At 72.1% G+C, this 16,535-nt stretch carries 13 protein-coding genes; 6 read left to right on the top strand and 7 right to left on the bottom strand.

Annotated elements, in window-relative coordinates:
• From TR42_RS03265 to TR42_RS03275, 3 genes are all read right to left on the bottom strand, one after another.
• A partial coding sequence (locus TR42_RS03265; RefSeq protein WP_042213048.1) for a DEAD/DEAH box helicase occupies positions 1–1,287 on the bottom strand: 1,287 nt, incomplete at its 3' end.
• A 241-nt stretch (positions 1,288–1,528) separates the two neighbouring features.
• Positions 1,529–2,179 (bottom strand): response regulator, encoded by a 651-nt coding sequence (locus tag TR42_RS03270; protein ID WP_042213049.1) that lies wholly within the window; start codon positions 2,177–2,179, stop codon positions 1,529–1,531.
• A complete protein-coding gene (locus TR42_RS03275; protein WP_052405556.1) occupies positions 2,176–3,195 on the bottom strand; it encodes a sensor histidine kinase in 1,020 nt (339 codons plus the stop codon). The genes TR42_RS03270 and TR42_RS03275 overlap by 4 nt, the downstream gene beginning before the upstream one ends.
• 159 nt (positions 3,196–3,354) lie before the next feature.
• Here TR42_RS03275 and TR42_RS14080 point away from each other — a divergent pair, with 159 nt between their 5' ends.
• A complete protein-coding gene (locus tag TR42_RS14080; RefSeq protein WP_052405557.1) occupies positions 3,355–5,040 on the top strand; it encodes a PspC domain-containing protein in 1,686 nt (561 codons plus the stop codon).
• Entirely contained in the window at positions 5,037–5,387 is a 351-nt protein-coding gene (locus tag TR42_RS03285) for a hypothetical protein (protein WP_042213051.1), read from the top strand. The genes TR42_RS14080 and TR42_RS03285 overlap by 4 nt, the downstream gene beginning before the upstream one ends.
• Positions 5,388–5,462: 75 nt before the next feature.
• Here TR42_RS03285 and guaA read toward each other — a convergent pair whose 3' ends face one another.
• Genes guaA through TR42_RS14085 form a run of 4 tightly spaced genes read right to left on the bottom strand, consistent with a single transcriptional unit; the run spans position 5,463 to position 9,326 of the window.
• Complete coding sequence (gene guaA, locus TR42_RS03290; protein WP_081953147.1) at positions 5,463–7,148, bottom strand: glutamine-hydrolyzing GMP synthase; 1,686 nt, start codon at positions 7,146–7,148, stop codon at positions 5,463–5,465.
• A complete protein-coding gene (locus TR42_RS03295) occupies positions 7,031–7,378 on the bottom strand; it encodes a DUF3817 domain-containing protein (RefSeq protein WP_042213055.1) in 348 nt (115 codons plus the stop codon). The genes guaA and TR42_RS03295 overlap by 118 nt, the downstream gene beginning before the upstream one ends.
• A complete protein-coding gene (locus TR42_RS03300) occupies positions 7,375–8,160 on the bottom strand; it encodes an SURF1 family cytochrome oxidase biogenesis protein (protein WP_042213056.1) in 786 nt (261 codons plus the stop codon). Before TR42_RS03300 ends, TR42_RS03295 begins: the two co-directional genes overlap by 4 nt.
• Complete coding sequence (locus tag TR42_RS14085; protein ID WP_052405558.1) at positions 8,157–9,326, bottom strand: sensor domain-containing diguanylate cyclase; 1,170 nt, start codon at positions 9,324–9,326, stop codon at positions 8,157–8,159. Before TR42_RS14085 ends, TR42_RS03300 begins: the two co-directional genes overlap by 4 nt.
• A 189-nt stretch (positions 9,327–9,515) precedes the next feature.
• On the opposite strand from TR42_RS14085, the gene pta reads away from it, so the two are divergent.
• From pta to TR42_RS03325, 4 genes are all read left to right on the top strand, one after another.
• Positions 9,516–11,594: a phosphate acetyltransferase gene (gene pta / locus TR42_RS03310; protein WP_042213058.1), complete on the top strand. Its 2,079-nt coding sequence runs from the start codon at positions 9,516–9,518 to the stop codon at positions 11,592–11,594.
• Positions 11,591–12,727, top strand: a complete 1,137-nt coding sequence (locus tag TR42_RS03315; protein WP_042213059.1) for an acetate/propionate family kinase — start codon at positions 11,591–11,593, stop codon at positions 12,725–12,727. The genes pta and TR42_RS03315 overlap by 4 nt, the downstream gene beginning before the upstream one ends.
• Before the next feature lie 254 nt (positions 12,728–12,981).
• Complete coding sequence (locus tag TR42_RS03320) at positions 12,982–15,429, top strand: phosphoketolase family protein (protein WP_236623329.1); 2,448 nt, start codon at positions 12,982–12,984, stop codon at positions 15,427–15,429.
• Between the two features lie 135 nt (positions 15,430–15,564).
• Positions 15,565–16,524, top strand: a complete 960-nt coding sequence (locus TR42_RS03325; RefSeq protein ID WP_042213063.1) for a zinc-binding dehydrogenase — start codon at positions 15,565–15,567, stop codon at positions 16,522–16,524.
• The last annotated feature ends 11 nt before the right edge of the window (positions 16,525–16,535 follow it).

The following is a 16,535-nucleotide window of genomic DNA, read 5'->3' on the forward strand; positions in this document are numbered from 1 at the left end:
GCCGCGGCCCGCGCCGCGACCGCCCGAGCGACGCCCGCGGCCGCCCGCGGGACGCGAGCCTCCGGGACGCGAGGTGTGGTGCGCCTGCGGCGCGGCGGCGGTGCTCGGCGCGACGTGCGCCGCGACCTCGCCGATGAGCCGGACCACCGGGGCCGAGGCCGCGCTCACGGCCTCGGGGCGCACGGTGATCTTGGCCTTCTTGAGCAGCAGGTCGGTCTCCTTGCGCTGCTCGGGCATCACGACGGTGACGACGTCGCCGGCGGAGCCGGCACGCGCGGTGCGGCCCGAGCGGTGCAGGTAGGCCTTGTGCTCGGCCGGCGGGTCGACGTGGACCACGAGCTCGACGCCGTCGACGTGGACGCCGCGCGCCGCGACGTCCGTCGCGACCAGCACGCGCACGCCGTCGCCCGCGAAGGCCGCGAGGTTCCGGTCGCGAGCGTTCTGCGACAGGTTTCCGTGGAGGTCCACGGCCGGGATGCCGGCGGCGGTGAGCTGCTTCGCGAGCTTCTTCGCCTGGTGCTTGGTGCGCGTGAAGAGGATGCGGCGCGACGTGCCCGAGGCGAGCGCGTGCACCAGGTCCTTCTTCGCGTCCGCGCCCGCGACGTGGAACACGTGGTGGGTCATCGCCTCGACGGGGCTCGACGCATCGTCCACGGAGTGCATGACCGGGTCGGTGAGGAAGCGCTTGACCAGCTTGTCGACGCCGTTGTCCAGCGTCGCGGAGAACAGCAGGCGCTGGCCGCGCTGCGGCGTCTTCGACATGATGCGCGTGACGCCGGGGAGGAAGCCGAGGTCGGCCATGTGGTCGGCCTCGTCCAGCACGGTGATCTCGACGCCGTCGAGCGAGACGTGGCCCTGACCCATGAGGTCCTCGAGGCGGCCGGGGCACGCGACGACGATGTCGACGCCGCGCTGGAGCGCCTGCTCCTGACGGCGCTGGCTCACGCCGCCGAAGATGGTGGCGGTGCGCATGCCGTACGCCGCGGCGAGCGGCGCGATCACGGCGTCGATCTGGGTGGCGAGCTCACGGGTCGGCGCGAGGATGAGCGCGCGGGGACGGCCGGGCTTGGCGCGGCCCGAGCGCGAGCCCAGGCGCGAGGCGATCGGGATGGAGAAGGCGAGGGTCTTGCCGGAGCCGGTACGGCCCCGCCCGAGGACGTCACGGCCCGCGAGCGTGTCGGGGAGCGTGTCGACCTGGATGGGGAACGCGTGGCGCTTGCCCTCCGCCTCGAGGACGTCGGTGAGGGGGGTGGGCACGCCGAGCTCGGCGAAGGTGGTGGAGGACATGGGTGCCTTTCTGGCGGCTTCCGGCGCGCGCGACACGGCGCATCACCGGATGAGGTGGCGAATCGCGGAGGTGTCCGCGCTCGTTCGCCGAAGAGAACTTCTCCGAGCCGCGCCGCCATGAAGGTCGGGCGCCGGCGAGAAGTGGAAGCAATCCGCGACGCAGGAGGGCCGTCGACGGCCCTGCAAGTGGGTCAAGCGTACCAGGCCGGTCATCGGCGCCCCCGGCGGGGACCGCGTCGCGTCAGACGATGCGTCGCTGCGCGGCCCAGTGCGCGAGCTCGTGCCGGTTGGACAGCTGGAGCTTGTGCAGCACCTTGCCCACGTGCGTCTCGACCGTCTTGATCGAGATGAACAGCTTCTCGCCCACCTCGCGGTAGGTGTAGCCGCGCGCGATGAGACGCATGACCTCCTGCTCGCGCTCGGTGAGCTTGTCGAGGTCCTCGTCCACCGCCGCGACCTCGCCTCCGGCGGCGCCGAACGCGTCGAGCACGAAGCCCGCGAGGCGCGGCGAGAACACCGCGTCCCCGCCTGCGACGCGACGCACCGCGTCTGAGAGGTCGGGGCCCGAGATCGACTTGGTGACGTAGCCGCGCGCGCCGGCGCGCACCGTCGCGACCACATCCTCGGCCGCATCGGACACCGACAGCGCGAGGACGCGCGGGGCGCCGGGACGATGCAGCACCTCGGCGAGCACGTCGAGCGCGCCTCCCCCGGTGCCGCCGGGCAGGTGCACGTCGAGGATCACCACCTGCGGCGCCTTCGCGACGATCTCGGCGACGGCGGACTCGACGTCGCGCGCCTCGCCGATCACCTCGATGTCGTCGTCGAGGCTCTCGCGAACCCCGACGCGGATGACGTCGTGGTCGTCCACGATCACCACGGATACGGTCATGGCTGCTCCTCCCGGGGCATCGTGATGGTCACCTCGGTGCGGCCGCCGGGCGCGGAGGAGATCTCCGCGGTGCCGCCGTGCCGCTCCACACGGTTGATGATGGAGTCGCGGATCCCGAGCCTGCCCGTCGGCACGGCGCCGGGGTCGAAGCCCGGCCCTCCGTCGCGCACGAACACCTCGAGCCCGCGCGCGGTCACCTCGGCGTACACCGAGTAGGGCGGCTCCGCGTGCCGCGCGGCGTTGAAGGTCGCCTCGCGCACCGCCTGCACCGCCGCCGCGAGCGCGGGCGTGGTGGGCGAGTCGCCGACCGTCACCACCTCGACCTCGACGCTGTGCGCGTCCTCGACCTCCGCGACCACGGCGCCGAGCGCCGTCGCCACCGACTCGTCGTGCGAGAGCCGATCCTGGTACAGGTAGGCGCGCAGGTCCCGCTCCTGCGCGCGGGCGAGCCGCGCGACCGCCGCCGGATCGTCCGCCTTCGCGCGGATGAGGGTGAGCGTCTGGAGCACCGAGTCGTGCAGGTGCGCCGCGATCTCGGCGCGCTCGAACTCGCGCACGCGCCGCTCACGCTCGACGCCGACCTGCCGGATGAGCCGCAACCACCACGGCGCGAGCAGGAACGCGAGCGCCGCGACGAGCACGAGAGGCAGCACCAGCGCCCGTACCAGCGGGTTCCAGTCCGGGTCCGCGGCCGCGAACCACCACAGCGCCCCGACCGACAGCAGCAGGCCCGCGCTCGCGCGCAGCCACGCGTCTCGGGAGAACAGCCCGCCGACGTCCGGCCTGCGCGCGTCGAGCTGAACCGCGTTCTCGAGCGGGCTCCACACCAGCACCACGCCCATGATGAAGACGAGCAGCGGCACCAGCCACCACGACAGGCGCGCCCACTCGTAGCGGTGGATCAGCATCGCCGCCGCGATCGCGAGCAGCACGCCCCCGACCAGCGCACGCCACCACTGCGCGGCCGTCGAGCGGCGCTCGAGGGGGTGCGCGAGGCGCGGCGCGGGAGCGGACATGGGACCACCTTCGCACAGGGTTCGCGCGCCTCGCCTCGGCCGCTCGGACGATGCGCGGAACAGCGCCGCCGACCCAGGATCAGGGGTCGAATCAGGGGCTTCCCTCATGGCGCGCCGCGCGGGCCGGCGCGAGACTCGAAGAGGAGACGGAGGAACGACATGAGCGATCAGCAGACCCCGCCGCAGGAGGCAGGGTTCTTCACCAGCATCCGAGGCTGGGGCATCCGGCGCGGCGACGCGCACGTCCTGGGAGGGGTCGCGAGCGGCCTCGCCGAGCGGCTCGGGTGGTCGGTCGGATGGACCCGCGTGGCCGTCGTGGCGGCGGCTCTCCTCACGCACGGGCTGGGGCTGCTCGCCTATGCCGCGGCGTGGGCGCTGCTGCCGGACAGCCAGGGCCGCATCGTCGCCCAGGACTTCGGACGCGGCGTCCCCAACGTCGGCGCGCTCATCGGCATCGGGATCATCGGCGTGCTGGGCCTCATCGGGCTCAGCGACGGCAACACGTGGGGGTGGAACGGCGGCGGCTGGGACGGCGGTCCCGACGTCGGCGGCATCCTCCGCGGCTTCTTCGGCCTGGTCGCCGCGATGTTCACCCTCGCGGTCATCGCCGGCGCGATCGCGCTCATCGTCTACCTGGTCCGCCGCAACCGGGACACCACCGGCACCGCGCAGCCGCGCAACCCCGCCGACGGCCCGCCCGTGTACGCCGCGCCCCCGGCGTGGGCCGCCGATCGGCAGGCGCAGCGCGAGGCGTCGCGCCAGGCACGCGACGAGCGCCGCGACTACCGGCGTGCGCAGGCCTACGCCGCGGCCGATGAGGCCGTCGCCTCCGCGAACGCCGCCGCCGACGGTGCGGCAGCCGCCGCCCAGGAGGCCTCCGACGCCGCACGTCAGGCCGCTCAGCCGCCGTACACGTACGCCGGGCACACCGCCCCGCGCATGGCACCGCCCCGCCCCCCGCGCCCGCCGCGGGTGCCCGGACCCGGGCTGCCGTTCCACCTGCTCAACCTCGCGTGGTTCGCGCTCTCCGGCGCCGCGACGGCCTGGGCGGCGTGGCAGGGCGAGCTCGCGGTCAACGGGCTGGTCGCATGGTTCGCGCTGTACTTCACGGGGCTCGGCGTGCTCATCGCGATCGTCGCCCTCACCGGGCGCCGGCTGGGATTCCTCGCGGTGCTCTCCGCGCTGCTCCTGGTCCCGGCGATCGTCATGATCGCCCAGGCGGACGAGATCCGCGACGGCTGGGGCAACCGGTGGCTTCCGGGCATCGCGATCGAGGGCGAGGGCGACGAGGTCACCCGCGTGCGGATCGGCGACAGCGGGATCGTGATCGACGAGGACGGCGTGCGGATCGGCGACGACGACATCGTCATCGACGACCAGGGGGTCCACCTCAACGGCGGCTCCGAGCCGACCACCGAGCCGTCCACGGCGGCCCCCGAGCCCTCGTCCACCGGCACCGCGTCGGCCGGGCCGGCGGAGGTGGACGCGATCGCCGCGCTCACGGACGGCTACTCGCTGATCTTCGTGCCCTCCGCGTGCGACGACGACCTCACGGTCGACGCCGACGGGCACCCCACCGGACAGGTGTCGACCACGGGGCTCCTCGGGGAGCGCACGGTCGAGGCCACCACGTACAGCACCACCGTCGGCATCGACGAGGGCACCGGGATCGCGATCGACCTCGCGGACGACGAGTCCGTACGCGTCGTCTGGCCGCAGCGCGGCTTCGCGTGCGACGTCGCCGCGGGCGACGAGTTCGCCGCGGTCGCCCCCACCCACCCGCTGGTCCACATCGATCCGAGCCCGGCGGTCCGCTACATCGTCATCGAGGAGGTCGCATCATGAGCACCGACACCCTGCGCACCCGGCCGCGCCGCGGCATCGGCGAGCGCGTCACCGGAGTGATCTGGGGCGCGATCGTCGCCACCACGGGCGGGCTGCTCATCGCAGCGCTGTCCGGTTACACGATCGACGTCGAGCTCGCCGCGATCATCGCGCTCAGCGCGCTCGGGGCTTGGCTCGTGGTCTCCGCGGTCGTGGTCGCGACGCGTCAGTCCCGCCGGGAGCGGGCGGCCTTCGAAGCGGCCAAGTCGCCGGGCCCGGAGCCCGAGGAGCCCGCGATGGCGCCGGCCGAGCCCACGGGCACCACAGGGCAGGCGTCTACCGAGCCCGAGGACCGCAAGGATCCCTGACTGGCCCGACATACGGGTCGGCCCGGACACGCAGAAGGGGCGCCGCGCATGCATGCGCGGCGCCCCTTCAGGCGTCTACTCCCACTCGATGGTGCCCGGCGGCTTCGACGTGACGTCGACGACCACGCGGTTGACCTCGGCCACCTCGTTGGTGATGCGGTTGGAGATGTGCGCGAGCACGTCGTAGGGCAGGCGCGACCAGTCGGCGGTCATCGCGTCCTCGGAGGACACGGGACGCAGCACGATCGGGTGCCCGTAGGTGCGGCCGTCGCCCTGGACGCCCACCGAGCGGACGTCCGCGAGCAGCACCACGGGGCACTGCCAGATCTGGTCGTCGAGGCCGGCCTTGGTGAGCTCCTCGCGCGCGATCGCGTCGGCGCGGCGCAGGATCTCGAGGCGCTCCCACGTGACCTCGCCGATGATGCGGATGCCCAGGCCGGGGCCCGGGAAGGGCTGACGGCCCACGATCTCCTCGGGGATGCCGAGCTCGCGGCCCACCGCGCGGACCTCGTCCTTGAACAGCGCACGCAGCGGCTCGACCAGCGAGAACTGCAGGTCGTCGGGAAGGCCGCCCACGTTGTGGTGGCTCTTGATGTTCGCCGCGCCCTCGCCGCCGCCGGACTCGACCACGTCGGGGTACAGCGTGCCCTGGACCAGGAACTCGACGTCCTCGCCGTGCGCGCCGGCCTCCTCGACCACCTGACGCGCGGAGTCCTCGAACACGCGGATGAACTCGCGGCCGATGATCTTGCGCTTGGTCTCGGGGTCGGAGACGCCGGCCAGGGCCGAGAGGAAGCGCTCCTTCTCGTCGCGGATGATGAGGCGCACGCCGGTCGAGGCGACGAAGTCCTTCTCGATCTGCTCGACCTCGCCCGCGCGCATGAGCCCGTGGTCGACGTGGATGCACGTGAGCTGGTCGCCCACGGCCTTCTGCACGATCGCCGCGGCGACCGCGGAGTCGACGCCGCCCGAGAGGGCGCAGATGACGCGCTTGTCGCCCACCTGGGCGCGGATGCGCTCGACCTGCTCGTCGATCACGTTGGAGGACGTCCAGTCGGGCTGCAGCCCGGCGACGTTGTAGAGGAAGTTCTCGATCGCGTGCTGACCCAGCGGCGAGTGCTTGACCTCGGGGTGCCACTGCACGCCGCACATGCGCTTGTCGAGGTTCTCGAAGGCGGCGACGGGCGCGCCCTCGGTGGTCGCGAGGACCTCGAAGCCGGGGGGAGCCTCGTGCACCGAGTCGCCGTGGCTCATCCAGACCTCCTGGACGGCGGGGCTGCCCGCGAGCGCGGTGCCGGCGGTGCCGACCGACGCCTGCGTGCGGCCGTACTCGCGGAGGCCGGTCTTCGCGACGGTGCCGCCCATGGCCTTCGCCATCGCCTGGAAGCCGTAGCAGATGCCCATGACGGGCAAGCCGGCCTCGAACAGCGCGGGGTCGATCTGCGGGGCGCCGGCCTCGTACACCGAGGAGGGGCCGCCGGACAGGATCACCGCGGCCGGGTTCTTGGCGAGCATGGCCTCGGCGGACATCGAGTGGGGCACGATCTCCGAGTAGACGGACGCCTCGCGCACGCGCCGCGCGATCAGCTGCGCGTACTGCGCGCCGCAGTCGACGACGAGCACCGGGCGGTGCTGGGTCTCATTCACTTCTGAACCTCCAGGGTGTCGAGGACCTCCGCGTGCACGCGGCGCTCGGCGAAGAACGACAGCAGCGGGACGATGCCGCCCGCGGCCATGTAGATGACGCGCGGGATGTCCCATCGCATCAGCAGCCACAGCTGCAGCACCGTGACCAGGTAGACCATGTAGACGAAGCCGTGGACCTGCGCGATGACGAACATCGTCGGGTCGAGCGTCTCCTTGAGCGACTCGAGGCCGGGCAGGTAGCGCAGCAGCCCGAGGAACACGACGATGAGCAGCGCTCCGGTGACGAACGCCATGACGCGGTAGCGCGCCAGCGCGCCGGGGATCTTGCTGGAAGCGTCGCTCACGCGTGGTCCTCTCCGGTGATCTGCGCATCGTCCCGGGTGTCCGGGCGCGCGCGTCCATTGTCGCGTATCCAGCGCATCGTGATGAACAGAGCGAAGGCGCCGAACAGCCACCACTCGAGCGCGTACGCGGCGGAGCGGAAGTTGAGCTCCGTGGTGGGCGGCAGCGGCTCGAGCGCCGTCCAGGTCTCGGTGCCGTCGTAGGACACGAGCAGGGCGGAGTACATCGGCGCGGGCCAGACCTGCGCGAGCTCCGAGGTCGCCATCGCTGAGGCCCAGAAGGTCCCGTCGGCGGGCGCGGACTCGGGAGCGGACGATGCGGTCGAGGCCTCGGGCGCCCGGAGGTACCCCTCGAGCGCGACCTCGGTGCCGGCGGCGTCGTCGGGCCCGGCCGGCTCGCCGTCCGCGCGCCAGCCCACGACCACCGCGAGCGTCGCCTCCTCACCCGTGCCGGTCTGCTCGGCGGGCACCGTGAGCGCGCGCACCAGCATCTCGGCGGCCGTGCCGTCCACCTCGCGGCCGGTGACCACGGCCGCGTCGACGTCGGCCCAGGTCCCGGTGACGGTGACCTGGCGGCCGATCGCCTCGCCCGCGGACTGCGCGGGGCTCAGCACCTCCGCGAGCGCGACGGCGGGATCGGGCTGCACGGTGCGCCCGGTGGTCGAGGCGCGCGACCACTGCCACCAGCCGAGTCCGCCGCACACCCCGACCGCGAGCGCCGCGACGAGCACGGCGGCGATCACGCGGCCCCAGAGGATGGTGCCGCGTGCGTCCCGCCCCGTCACCGGCGCGGCCGCGTCGGGTTGCGGGAGGAGCCGGCCTCGCTCAGCGGGCGCATCCGGACGCAGTCGCGACCGGCCTGCTTCGCGTCGTACAGCGCGTCGTCGGCCCGCTTGACCACCCGGTGGCTCGCGCCGTCGCCCGTGCCGTCGGCCACGCCGACGGACACCGTGACGCGGTGCTCATGGTCGCCGCACGTGATGGGGCGCTCGCGAACGATCCTTCTCATGCGCTCCATCATGACGGCTGCATCGGCCAGCGTGGAATCGCCGAGGACCACGATGAACTCCTCGCCGCCCCAGCGCCCCAGCGCGTCGGTGACGCGGACCTGCCCGCGCAGGCGCTCGCCGAGATCCGCGAGCACACGGTCGCCGCACGCGTGGCCGTGCACGTCGTTGAGCTCCTTGAAGCGGTCGAGATCCGCGATCGCGACGCAGTAGGCGCGGCCCTCCGCGCCGCCAAGCTCCTCGAGGCGGGCCGCGATGGGGCGCCGGTTCGCGAGCCCGGTGAGGGGATCGGTGTTGGCGAGGTACTCGGCGCGGGCGGCGAGGCGCTCGGCCTCGGCCTTGGCGGCGCGCGCCCGATGCTGCGCGACCACCGACAGCAGGAACATCAGCGTCGCGGTCCCGACTGCGTTGGTCGCGAACATGCCGGCCACGTCCTCCTCGCTGCCGTACGGGCCCACGCCCTCGGTCGCGAGCTGCGCGTACAGGAAGGCGGTGCCTGTGACGGCGGCGAAGAACCACCGCCATCCGCGCTGATCCTCGGTGAACATGAGGAACACCAGCTGCGACGCGGTGATGAGGTAGAAGTGATGGCCCGACGCCCATCCCATGAGCGCCGCCATGTAGACCATCCCGGTGGTCGCGACGGCGAGGTACAGCACCGCGGCCGCGAGCTGGCGCCCGCGGTGCACCAGCGCCAGCACGGCGAGGAACGCGAGGATCGAGGCGCCGTTGAGCCACGGCAGCGGGCCCGCGGCGACCTCGGGGTCGGTGAGGTAGGTCAGCGTGAAGAGCAGCGTGGTGACCACCGACACGACCGCGAAGGTGTTGACGGTGCCGGCCGCGCTTCCCGCGGGCCCGGTCAGGCCGCCGGCCCGGCGCTCGAAGAACGTCGACAGCGCTGCGGGCACGCGCGAGACGCGCTCCTCGGGCTCCCCCGGACCCATCGCGCCTCCCCTCGGCCGTGCCCCGCATCAGGCCTGGCACGTACGGTCCTGCCCCTCAGCGGGACCGCTCGACGTCCAGCCTACCGACCCCCGCGGACGATGCGCCTCTCACGAGCGTGCGAAGGGTGCCACAGGCCCCTCAGGACCTTCGGCCGCGAAGGTCCCGGTCATTCGTGGAACCATAGGGGCGTGGCACGAAGCATCTACATCGCATCGGCCGAAGGCGACACCGGGAAATCGACGATCGCGCTCGGCATCACCAATCTCCTCGCGAAGCAGGTAGGACGGGTCGGGATCTTCCGACCCGTCGCCCGCGTCGCCGACGGATCCGACTACGTCCTGCAGCTGCTGCTGGGACACGACAGCATCGACCTCTCGTACGAGCAGGCCATCGGCGTCACGTACGACGATGTCCACGCCGACCCCGAGAAGGCCCTCGCGACCATCGTGTCGCGCTATCACGAGGTCGAGCGCAGGTGCGACGCCGTGGTGATCGTGGGCACCGACTACACGGACGTCTCCGCGGCCGCGGAGCTCGAGTTCAACGGACGCGTCGCCGCGAACCTCGGCGCCCCCGTGGTGCTCGTGGTGCACGGTAACGAGCGCACGCCCGCCGAGGTCGCGCAGGTCATCGACCAGGCGCGCCTCGAGCTCGTGGGCTCGCACGCCCACATCGCCGGCATCTTCGTCAACCGCTGCAACGTCGACGACGTCGACGCGATCGGCGCGCTGCTGCCCGAGGGCCTGCGCCTCGGCGTGCTGCCCGAGGACCCGCTGCTCATCGCGCCGTCGATGAACCAGCTGGTCGACGCCATCGAGGGCACGCTCGTCACGGGCGACCCGGCGCTGCTGTCGCGCGAGTCGCGCGGGATCATGGTCGGCGCGATGACCACGTCGAACCTGCTCGACCGGCTCGAGGACGGCTCGGTCGTCATCGTCCCCGGCGACCGCTCCGACACGGTGCTGGCGCTGCTCGCGGCGCACGGCGCCGAGGGCTTCCCCGCGCTGTCCGGCGTGATCCTCACCGGCGGGCTCGAGCCGCGCTCGGCCGTCCGCCGCCTGCTCGAGGGCCTCAGCTCCCCGCTGCCGGTCATCCGCACCGAGCTCGACACGTTCGAGACGGCCCGCCGCTGCTCGGCGACCAAGGGCCGCCTGTCGCGCGAGAGCCAGCTCAAGGTCGACACCGCGCTGGCGATGTTCGAGCAGCGCGTCGACACCGACAAGCTGCGCGGCGTCCTCGACGTGGCCCGCACCGACGTCATCACGCCGCTGATGTTCGAGTACGACCTGCTCGACCGCGCCCGCTCGGACAAGCAGCACATCGTGCTCCCCGAGGGGATGGACGACCGCATCCTGCGCGCCGCCTCGTCCCTGCTCACGCGCGACGTGGTCGAGCTCACCATCCTCGGCAACGAGCAGTCGATCCGGGCGCGCGCCGCGGAGCTGGGCCTCGAGCTCGACTCCGCGACCGTCATCGACCCGACCGACCCCGAGCACGTCGAGCGCTTCGCGGCCGAGTACTACGAGATGCGCAAGGCCAAGGGCGCGACGCTCGAGGCCGCGCGCGACCGCGTCCAGGACGTGTCGTACTTCGGCACGATGATGGTCCAGCTGGGCCTCGCCGACGGCATGGTCTCGGGCGCCGCGCACACGACGGCGCACACGATCCTGCCGTCGTTCCAGATCATCAAGACCATCCCCGGCGTCTCCGTGGTCTCGTCGGTGTTCTTCATGTGCCTCGCGGACCGCGTCCTCGTCTACGGCGACTGCGCCGTCAACCCGGACCCCACGGCGGAGCAGCTCGCGGACATCGCGATCTCCTCGGCCGACACCGCCGCGCAGTTCGGCGTGGAGCCGAAGGTCGCGATGCTGTCCTACTCGACGGGCGAGTCCGGCTCGGGCTCCGACGTCGACAAGGTGCGCGAGGCGACCCGCCTGGTGAAGGAGCGCCGTCCCGACCTGCTGGTCGACGGGCCGATGCAGTACGACGCCGCGGTCGAGCCCTCGGTCGCACGCTCGAAGGCGCCGGACTCCCCCGTCGCGGGTCAGGCCACCGTGCTCGTCTTCCCCGACCTCAACACCGGCAACAACACCTACAAGGCTGTGCAGCGCTCCGCAGGGGCCGTCGCTGTCGGCCCCGTCCTGCAGGGCCTGCGCAAGCCGGTCAACGACCTCTCGCGCGGCGCGCTCGTGCAGGACATCGTCAACACGGTCGCGATCACCGCGATCCAGGCCCAGAACCTCGACTCCTCGGAAGGCAACGCGTGAGCGTCAACTACACGGGCATCGCCCTCGTCCTCAACTGCGGTTCCAGCTCGATCAAGTACCAGGTGGTGGACACCACCCAGGACGCGCCGCTCGCGTCCGGCCTGGTCGAGCGCGTGACCGACCACAACGAGGGCGTGCGCCAGATCATCGCCGACCTCTCGCAGCCCGGCTCCGGCGTGGATCTCTCGACCCTCACGGTCGTGGGCCACCGCGTCGTCCAGGGCGGCTCGGAGTTCACGGCCCCGACCGTCGTCACCGACGAGGTCGAGGACCACATCGCCAAGCTGTCGACGCTCGCGCCGCTGCACAACCCGGCGAACCTCGCGGGCATCACCGCGGCCCGCGCGGCCTTCCCCGAGATCCCCCACGTGGTGGTCTTCGACACCGCGTTCCACGCGACGCTGCCCGAGGCCGCGTACACGTACGCGATCGACCGTCGCGTCGCCGAGGAGCACGGCGTGCGCCGCTACGGCTTCCACGGCACCTCGCACGCGTACGTCTCCCGCGAGACCGCGCGCCTCATGGGCAAGGCGCCCGAGGACGTCAACATCATCGTGCTCCACCTCGGCAACGGCGCCTCCGCGTGCGCCGTCCAGGGCGGCCGCTCGGTCGACACGTCGATGGGCCTCACCCCGCTCGAGGGCCTCGTCATGGGCACGCGCTCGGGCGACATCGACCCCGCCGTCGTGATGCACCTGGGCCGCACCGCCGGCATGGACGTCGACGAGGTCGACGCGCTGCTCAACCGCCAGTCCGGCATGCTCGGGCTCACCGGCTACTCGGACATGCGCGACGTGTGGACCGCCGCCGACCAGGGCGACGCCGCCGCGAAGCTGGGCCTCGAGGTCTACGGCCGCCGCATCAAGGGCTACATCGGCAAGTACCTCGCCGAGATGGGCAGCGTCGACGCGATCGTCTTCACCGCGGGCGTGGGCGAGAACGACCACGGCGTGCGCGAGCTCGCCACCAAGGGCCTCGCGGGCCTCGGCATCGAGCTCGACCTCGAGCGCAACGACGGCCGCAAGAAGCAGGCCACGCTCGTCTCGACCGACGCGTCGCCGGTCCAGATCTGGGTGGTGCCCACCAACGAGGAGCGCGAGATCGCGCTGCAGTCGGTGGCCGCGGTCTCGTAGGCCACGCATCATCCACGAGGGCCGGTCTCCCGCAAGGGGGCCGGCCCTCGTCGCGTCTCCGGCGGTCCAGCCCCCTGCGAGGTGCTCAGCGCCCGTTCCGATCGAATCCGGGCACTCAGCACCTCACAGCGCGCCAAGTCTCCACCGCGAAGTTCACCCGCATTTCTCCTCCCGGTCGGGACCTTCGCCGCGCCGTGTGAACGTTCACCATGGAATGCTGAACGCATACCCGAACTGGAGGAGAAATGGCACCGATGCCCTGGTCCCCCCGCACTGCGGATTCCGTCAGCGACGCCGAGGTCGAGGCCATCGACCTGTGGTGGCGCACGGCGAACTACATGTCGGTGGGGCAGATCTACCTGCTGGACAACCCGCTGCTCCGTGAGCCGCTGCACCGCGATCACGTGAAGAAGCGCCTCGTGGGCCACTGGGGCACCACGCCGGGCCTCAACTTCATCTACACGCACCTCAACCGCATGATCACGTCGCGTCAGCAGCCGACGATGTACATCATCGGCCCCGGCCACGGCGGCCCCGGCCTGGTGGCCGCGAGCTACCTCGAGGGCACCTACAACGAGACCTACCCGGAGATCTCCGAGGACGAGCGCGGCCTGCAGCGCCTGTTCAAGCAGTTCTCGTTCCCGGGCGGAATCCCGTCGCACGTCGCGCCGGAGACCCCCGGCTCGATCCACGAGGGCGGCGAGCTCGGCTACGCCCTCAGCCACGCGTACGGCGCGGCCTTCGACAACCCGGACCTGCTGGTCGCGGCGGTCGTCGGCGACGGCGAGGCCGAGACCGGCCCGCTCGCCACGTCCTGGCACTCGAACAAGTTCATCAACCCGGCCACCGACGGCGTGGTCCTCCCGATCCTGCACCTCAACGGCTACAAGATCGCGAACCCGACGCTCCTCGCCCGCATCGGCGACGAGGAGCTCGAGGCGCTCATGGTGGGCTACGGCCACAAGCCGCACTTCTTCACCGCCGGCTTCGACGAGGAGTCGCCCGAGTCCTTCCACCGCCGCTACGCGGAGCTGATGGACGTGGTGATGGACGAGATCGCCGCGATCAAGGCCGAGGCCAAGGAGAACCCGAACATGGAGCGCCCGAAGTGGCCCATGATCGTGCTCCGCACCCCCAAGGGCTGGACCTGCCCGCCCAGCATCGACGGCAAGCGCACCGAGAACTCGTGGCGCGCGCACCAGGTGCCGCTGTCCAACGCCCGCGACACCGACGACCACCTCCACACCCTCGAGGCGTGGCTCCAGTCGTACGGCCCGGACGACCTCTTCGACGAGAACGGCGTGGTCCGCCCCGCGGTGCTCGGCACGGTCCCCGAGGGCGAGCTGCGCATGTCGGCCCGCCCCGAGGCCAACGGCGGCCTGCTCATGCAGGACCTCGTGATGCCCGACTACCGCGACTACGCGGTGGACGTGCCGGCCCCCGGCGCGGAGATCGGCGAGGCGACCCGCACGCTCGGCGACTTCCTCAAGGGCGTCATGGAGCGCAACCCCGACAACTTCCGCATCTTCGCGCCCGACGAGCTCGCCTCGAACCGCATCCAGGCGGTCCTCGATGTGACCCAGAAGGTGTGGAACGCGGAGATCGACCCGGACGACGGCCCGATGGGCCACAACGGCCGCGTCGTGGAGATGCTCTCCGAGCACCAGTGCCAGGGCTGGCTCGAGGCCTACAACCTCACCGGCCGCCACGGCCTGTTCACCTCGTACGAGGCCTTCATCCACATCGTCGACTCGATGTTCAACCAGCACGCGAAGTGGCTCAAGGTCGCCCACGAGCTGCCGTGGCGCCGGCCCATCCCGTCGCTCAACTACCTGCTGTCGAGCCACGTGTGGCGCCAGGACCACAACGGCTTCTCGCACCAGGACCCGGGCTTCATCGACCACGTGGTGAACAAGAAGGCCGAGGTGGTGCGCGTGTACCTCCCCGCCGACGCGAACACCCTGCTCGCGACCTACGACCACTGCCTGCGCTCGCGCGACAAGGTCAACGTCGTGGTCGCCGGCAAGCAGCCCCAGGCCCAGTGGCTCACCATCGAGGAGGCGGAGAACCACTTCGCCCGCGGCGCCGGCATCTGGGAGTTCGCCTCCAACGTGCCGCTCGGCGAGGAGCCCGACGTGGTCATGGCCGGCATCGGCGACGTGCCCACGATGGAGGTGCTCGCGGCGATCGACATCATCCGCGAGGAGCTGCCCGAGCTCAAGGTGCGCATGGTCAACGTGGTCGACCTCATGCGTCTGCAGCCGGAGAAGGAGCACCCGCACGGCATGTCCGACCGGGAGTTCGACCAGCTGTTCACCACGGACAAGCCGATCATCATGAACTACCACGGCTACCCGTGGCTCATCCACCGCCTCACGTACCGTCGCAACGGGCACGAGAACCTGCACGTGCGCGGCTTCAAGGAGGAGGGCACCACCACGTCGCCGTTCGACATGGCGATGGTCAACGACATCGACCGCTACCACCTGGTCATGGATGTCATCGACCGCGTGCCGGGCCTCGGCACCCGCGCCGCCGTCCTGCGCCAGAAGCTGCAGGACAAGCGCTTCGAGGCCCAGCGCTACGCCTACGAGACCGGCGCCGACCTCCCCGAGGTCGCCGAGTGGGTCTGGTCCGGCGCCGGCACCGAGGTGCAGGCCAAGCTCTCGGGCGCGCTCGCGACCGACGGCGACAACGAGTAGGGACTCCTCTCCCGACGCTCAGGGGGACGATGTGCGGGCCGCGACCCGCGCATCGTCCCCCTTTCGCTTGCCCGGCGCAGAATGCCGGTGACCTCCGTCCCGGCGGACCGCCGCGCATCGTCCTAGGTTGGAGGCATGCTCGCCGCCTACGCCGCCCGCTTCAGCCCCGACGACCCCGTGAGCGCCCTCGAGGTGGGCGACCGCCCCGCTCCCGAGGAGCGCGAGCATTGGACCACCGTGTCCGTGCGCGCCGCGTCGATCAACCACCACGACGTGTGGTCGCTGCGCGGAGTCGGGCTCGCGGAGGCGCAGCTGCCGATGATCCTCGGCTGCGACGCCGCCGGCGTGACCCCCGACGGGGCCGAGGTGGTGGTCCACGGCGTGATCGGCGCGGACGGTCACGGCGTCGGGCCGCGCGAGCCGCGCAGCATCCTCTCGGAGCGCTACCCCGGCACGCTGGCCGAGCAGGTCGCCGTCCCCACCGCGAACCTGCTCCCCAAGCCCCCGGAGCTCAGCTTCGAGGAGGCGGCCTGCCTGCCCACGGCCTGGCTCACCGCGTACCGGATGCTGTTCCACGGCGCGGATCTCAAGCCGGGGGAGTCGGTGCTGGTCCAGGGTGCCGGAGGCGGCGTCGCGAGCGCCGCGATCGCGCTGGGCGCGGCCGCGGGCCTCGAGGTGTTCGCCACCTCGCGCTCGGAGGCCAAGCGCGAGGCCGCGCTCGGGATGGGCGCGGTCGGCGCCGTCGAGCCGGGCGCGCGGCTCCCGAAGCGGGTGGACGCCGTGATCGAGACCGTGGGCAAGGCGACGTGGAAGCACTCGATCGCGAGCGTCCGCAACGGCGGCACCATCGCGATCGCGGGCCACACCACCGGCGACCCCGACCCCGCCCTGCTCACGCGGGTGTTCTTCCACGAGCTCCGCATCCAGGGCGTCACGATGGGCACGCGCGAGGATCTGGCCGCGCTCATGGCCTTCCTGGTGCGGACCGGGCTGCGGCCGACCATCGACTCGGTGCACCCGCTCGCGCAGGCCCGCGAGGCGGTCGCCCGCGTGGTGTCGGGCGAGCAGGTGGGCAAGGTCGTCGTCACCGCCTGACCTCCTCGGGT

The organism is Demequina mangrovi, assembly GCF_000759715.1.
Taxonomy (GTDB): Bacteria; Actinomycetota; Actinomycetes; order Actinomycetales; family Demequinaceae; genus Demequina; species Demequina mangrovi.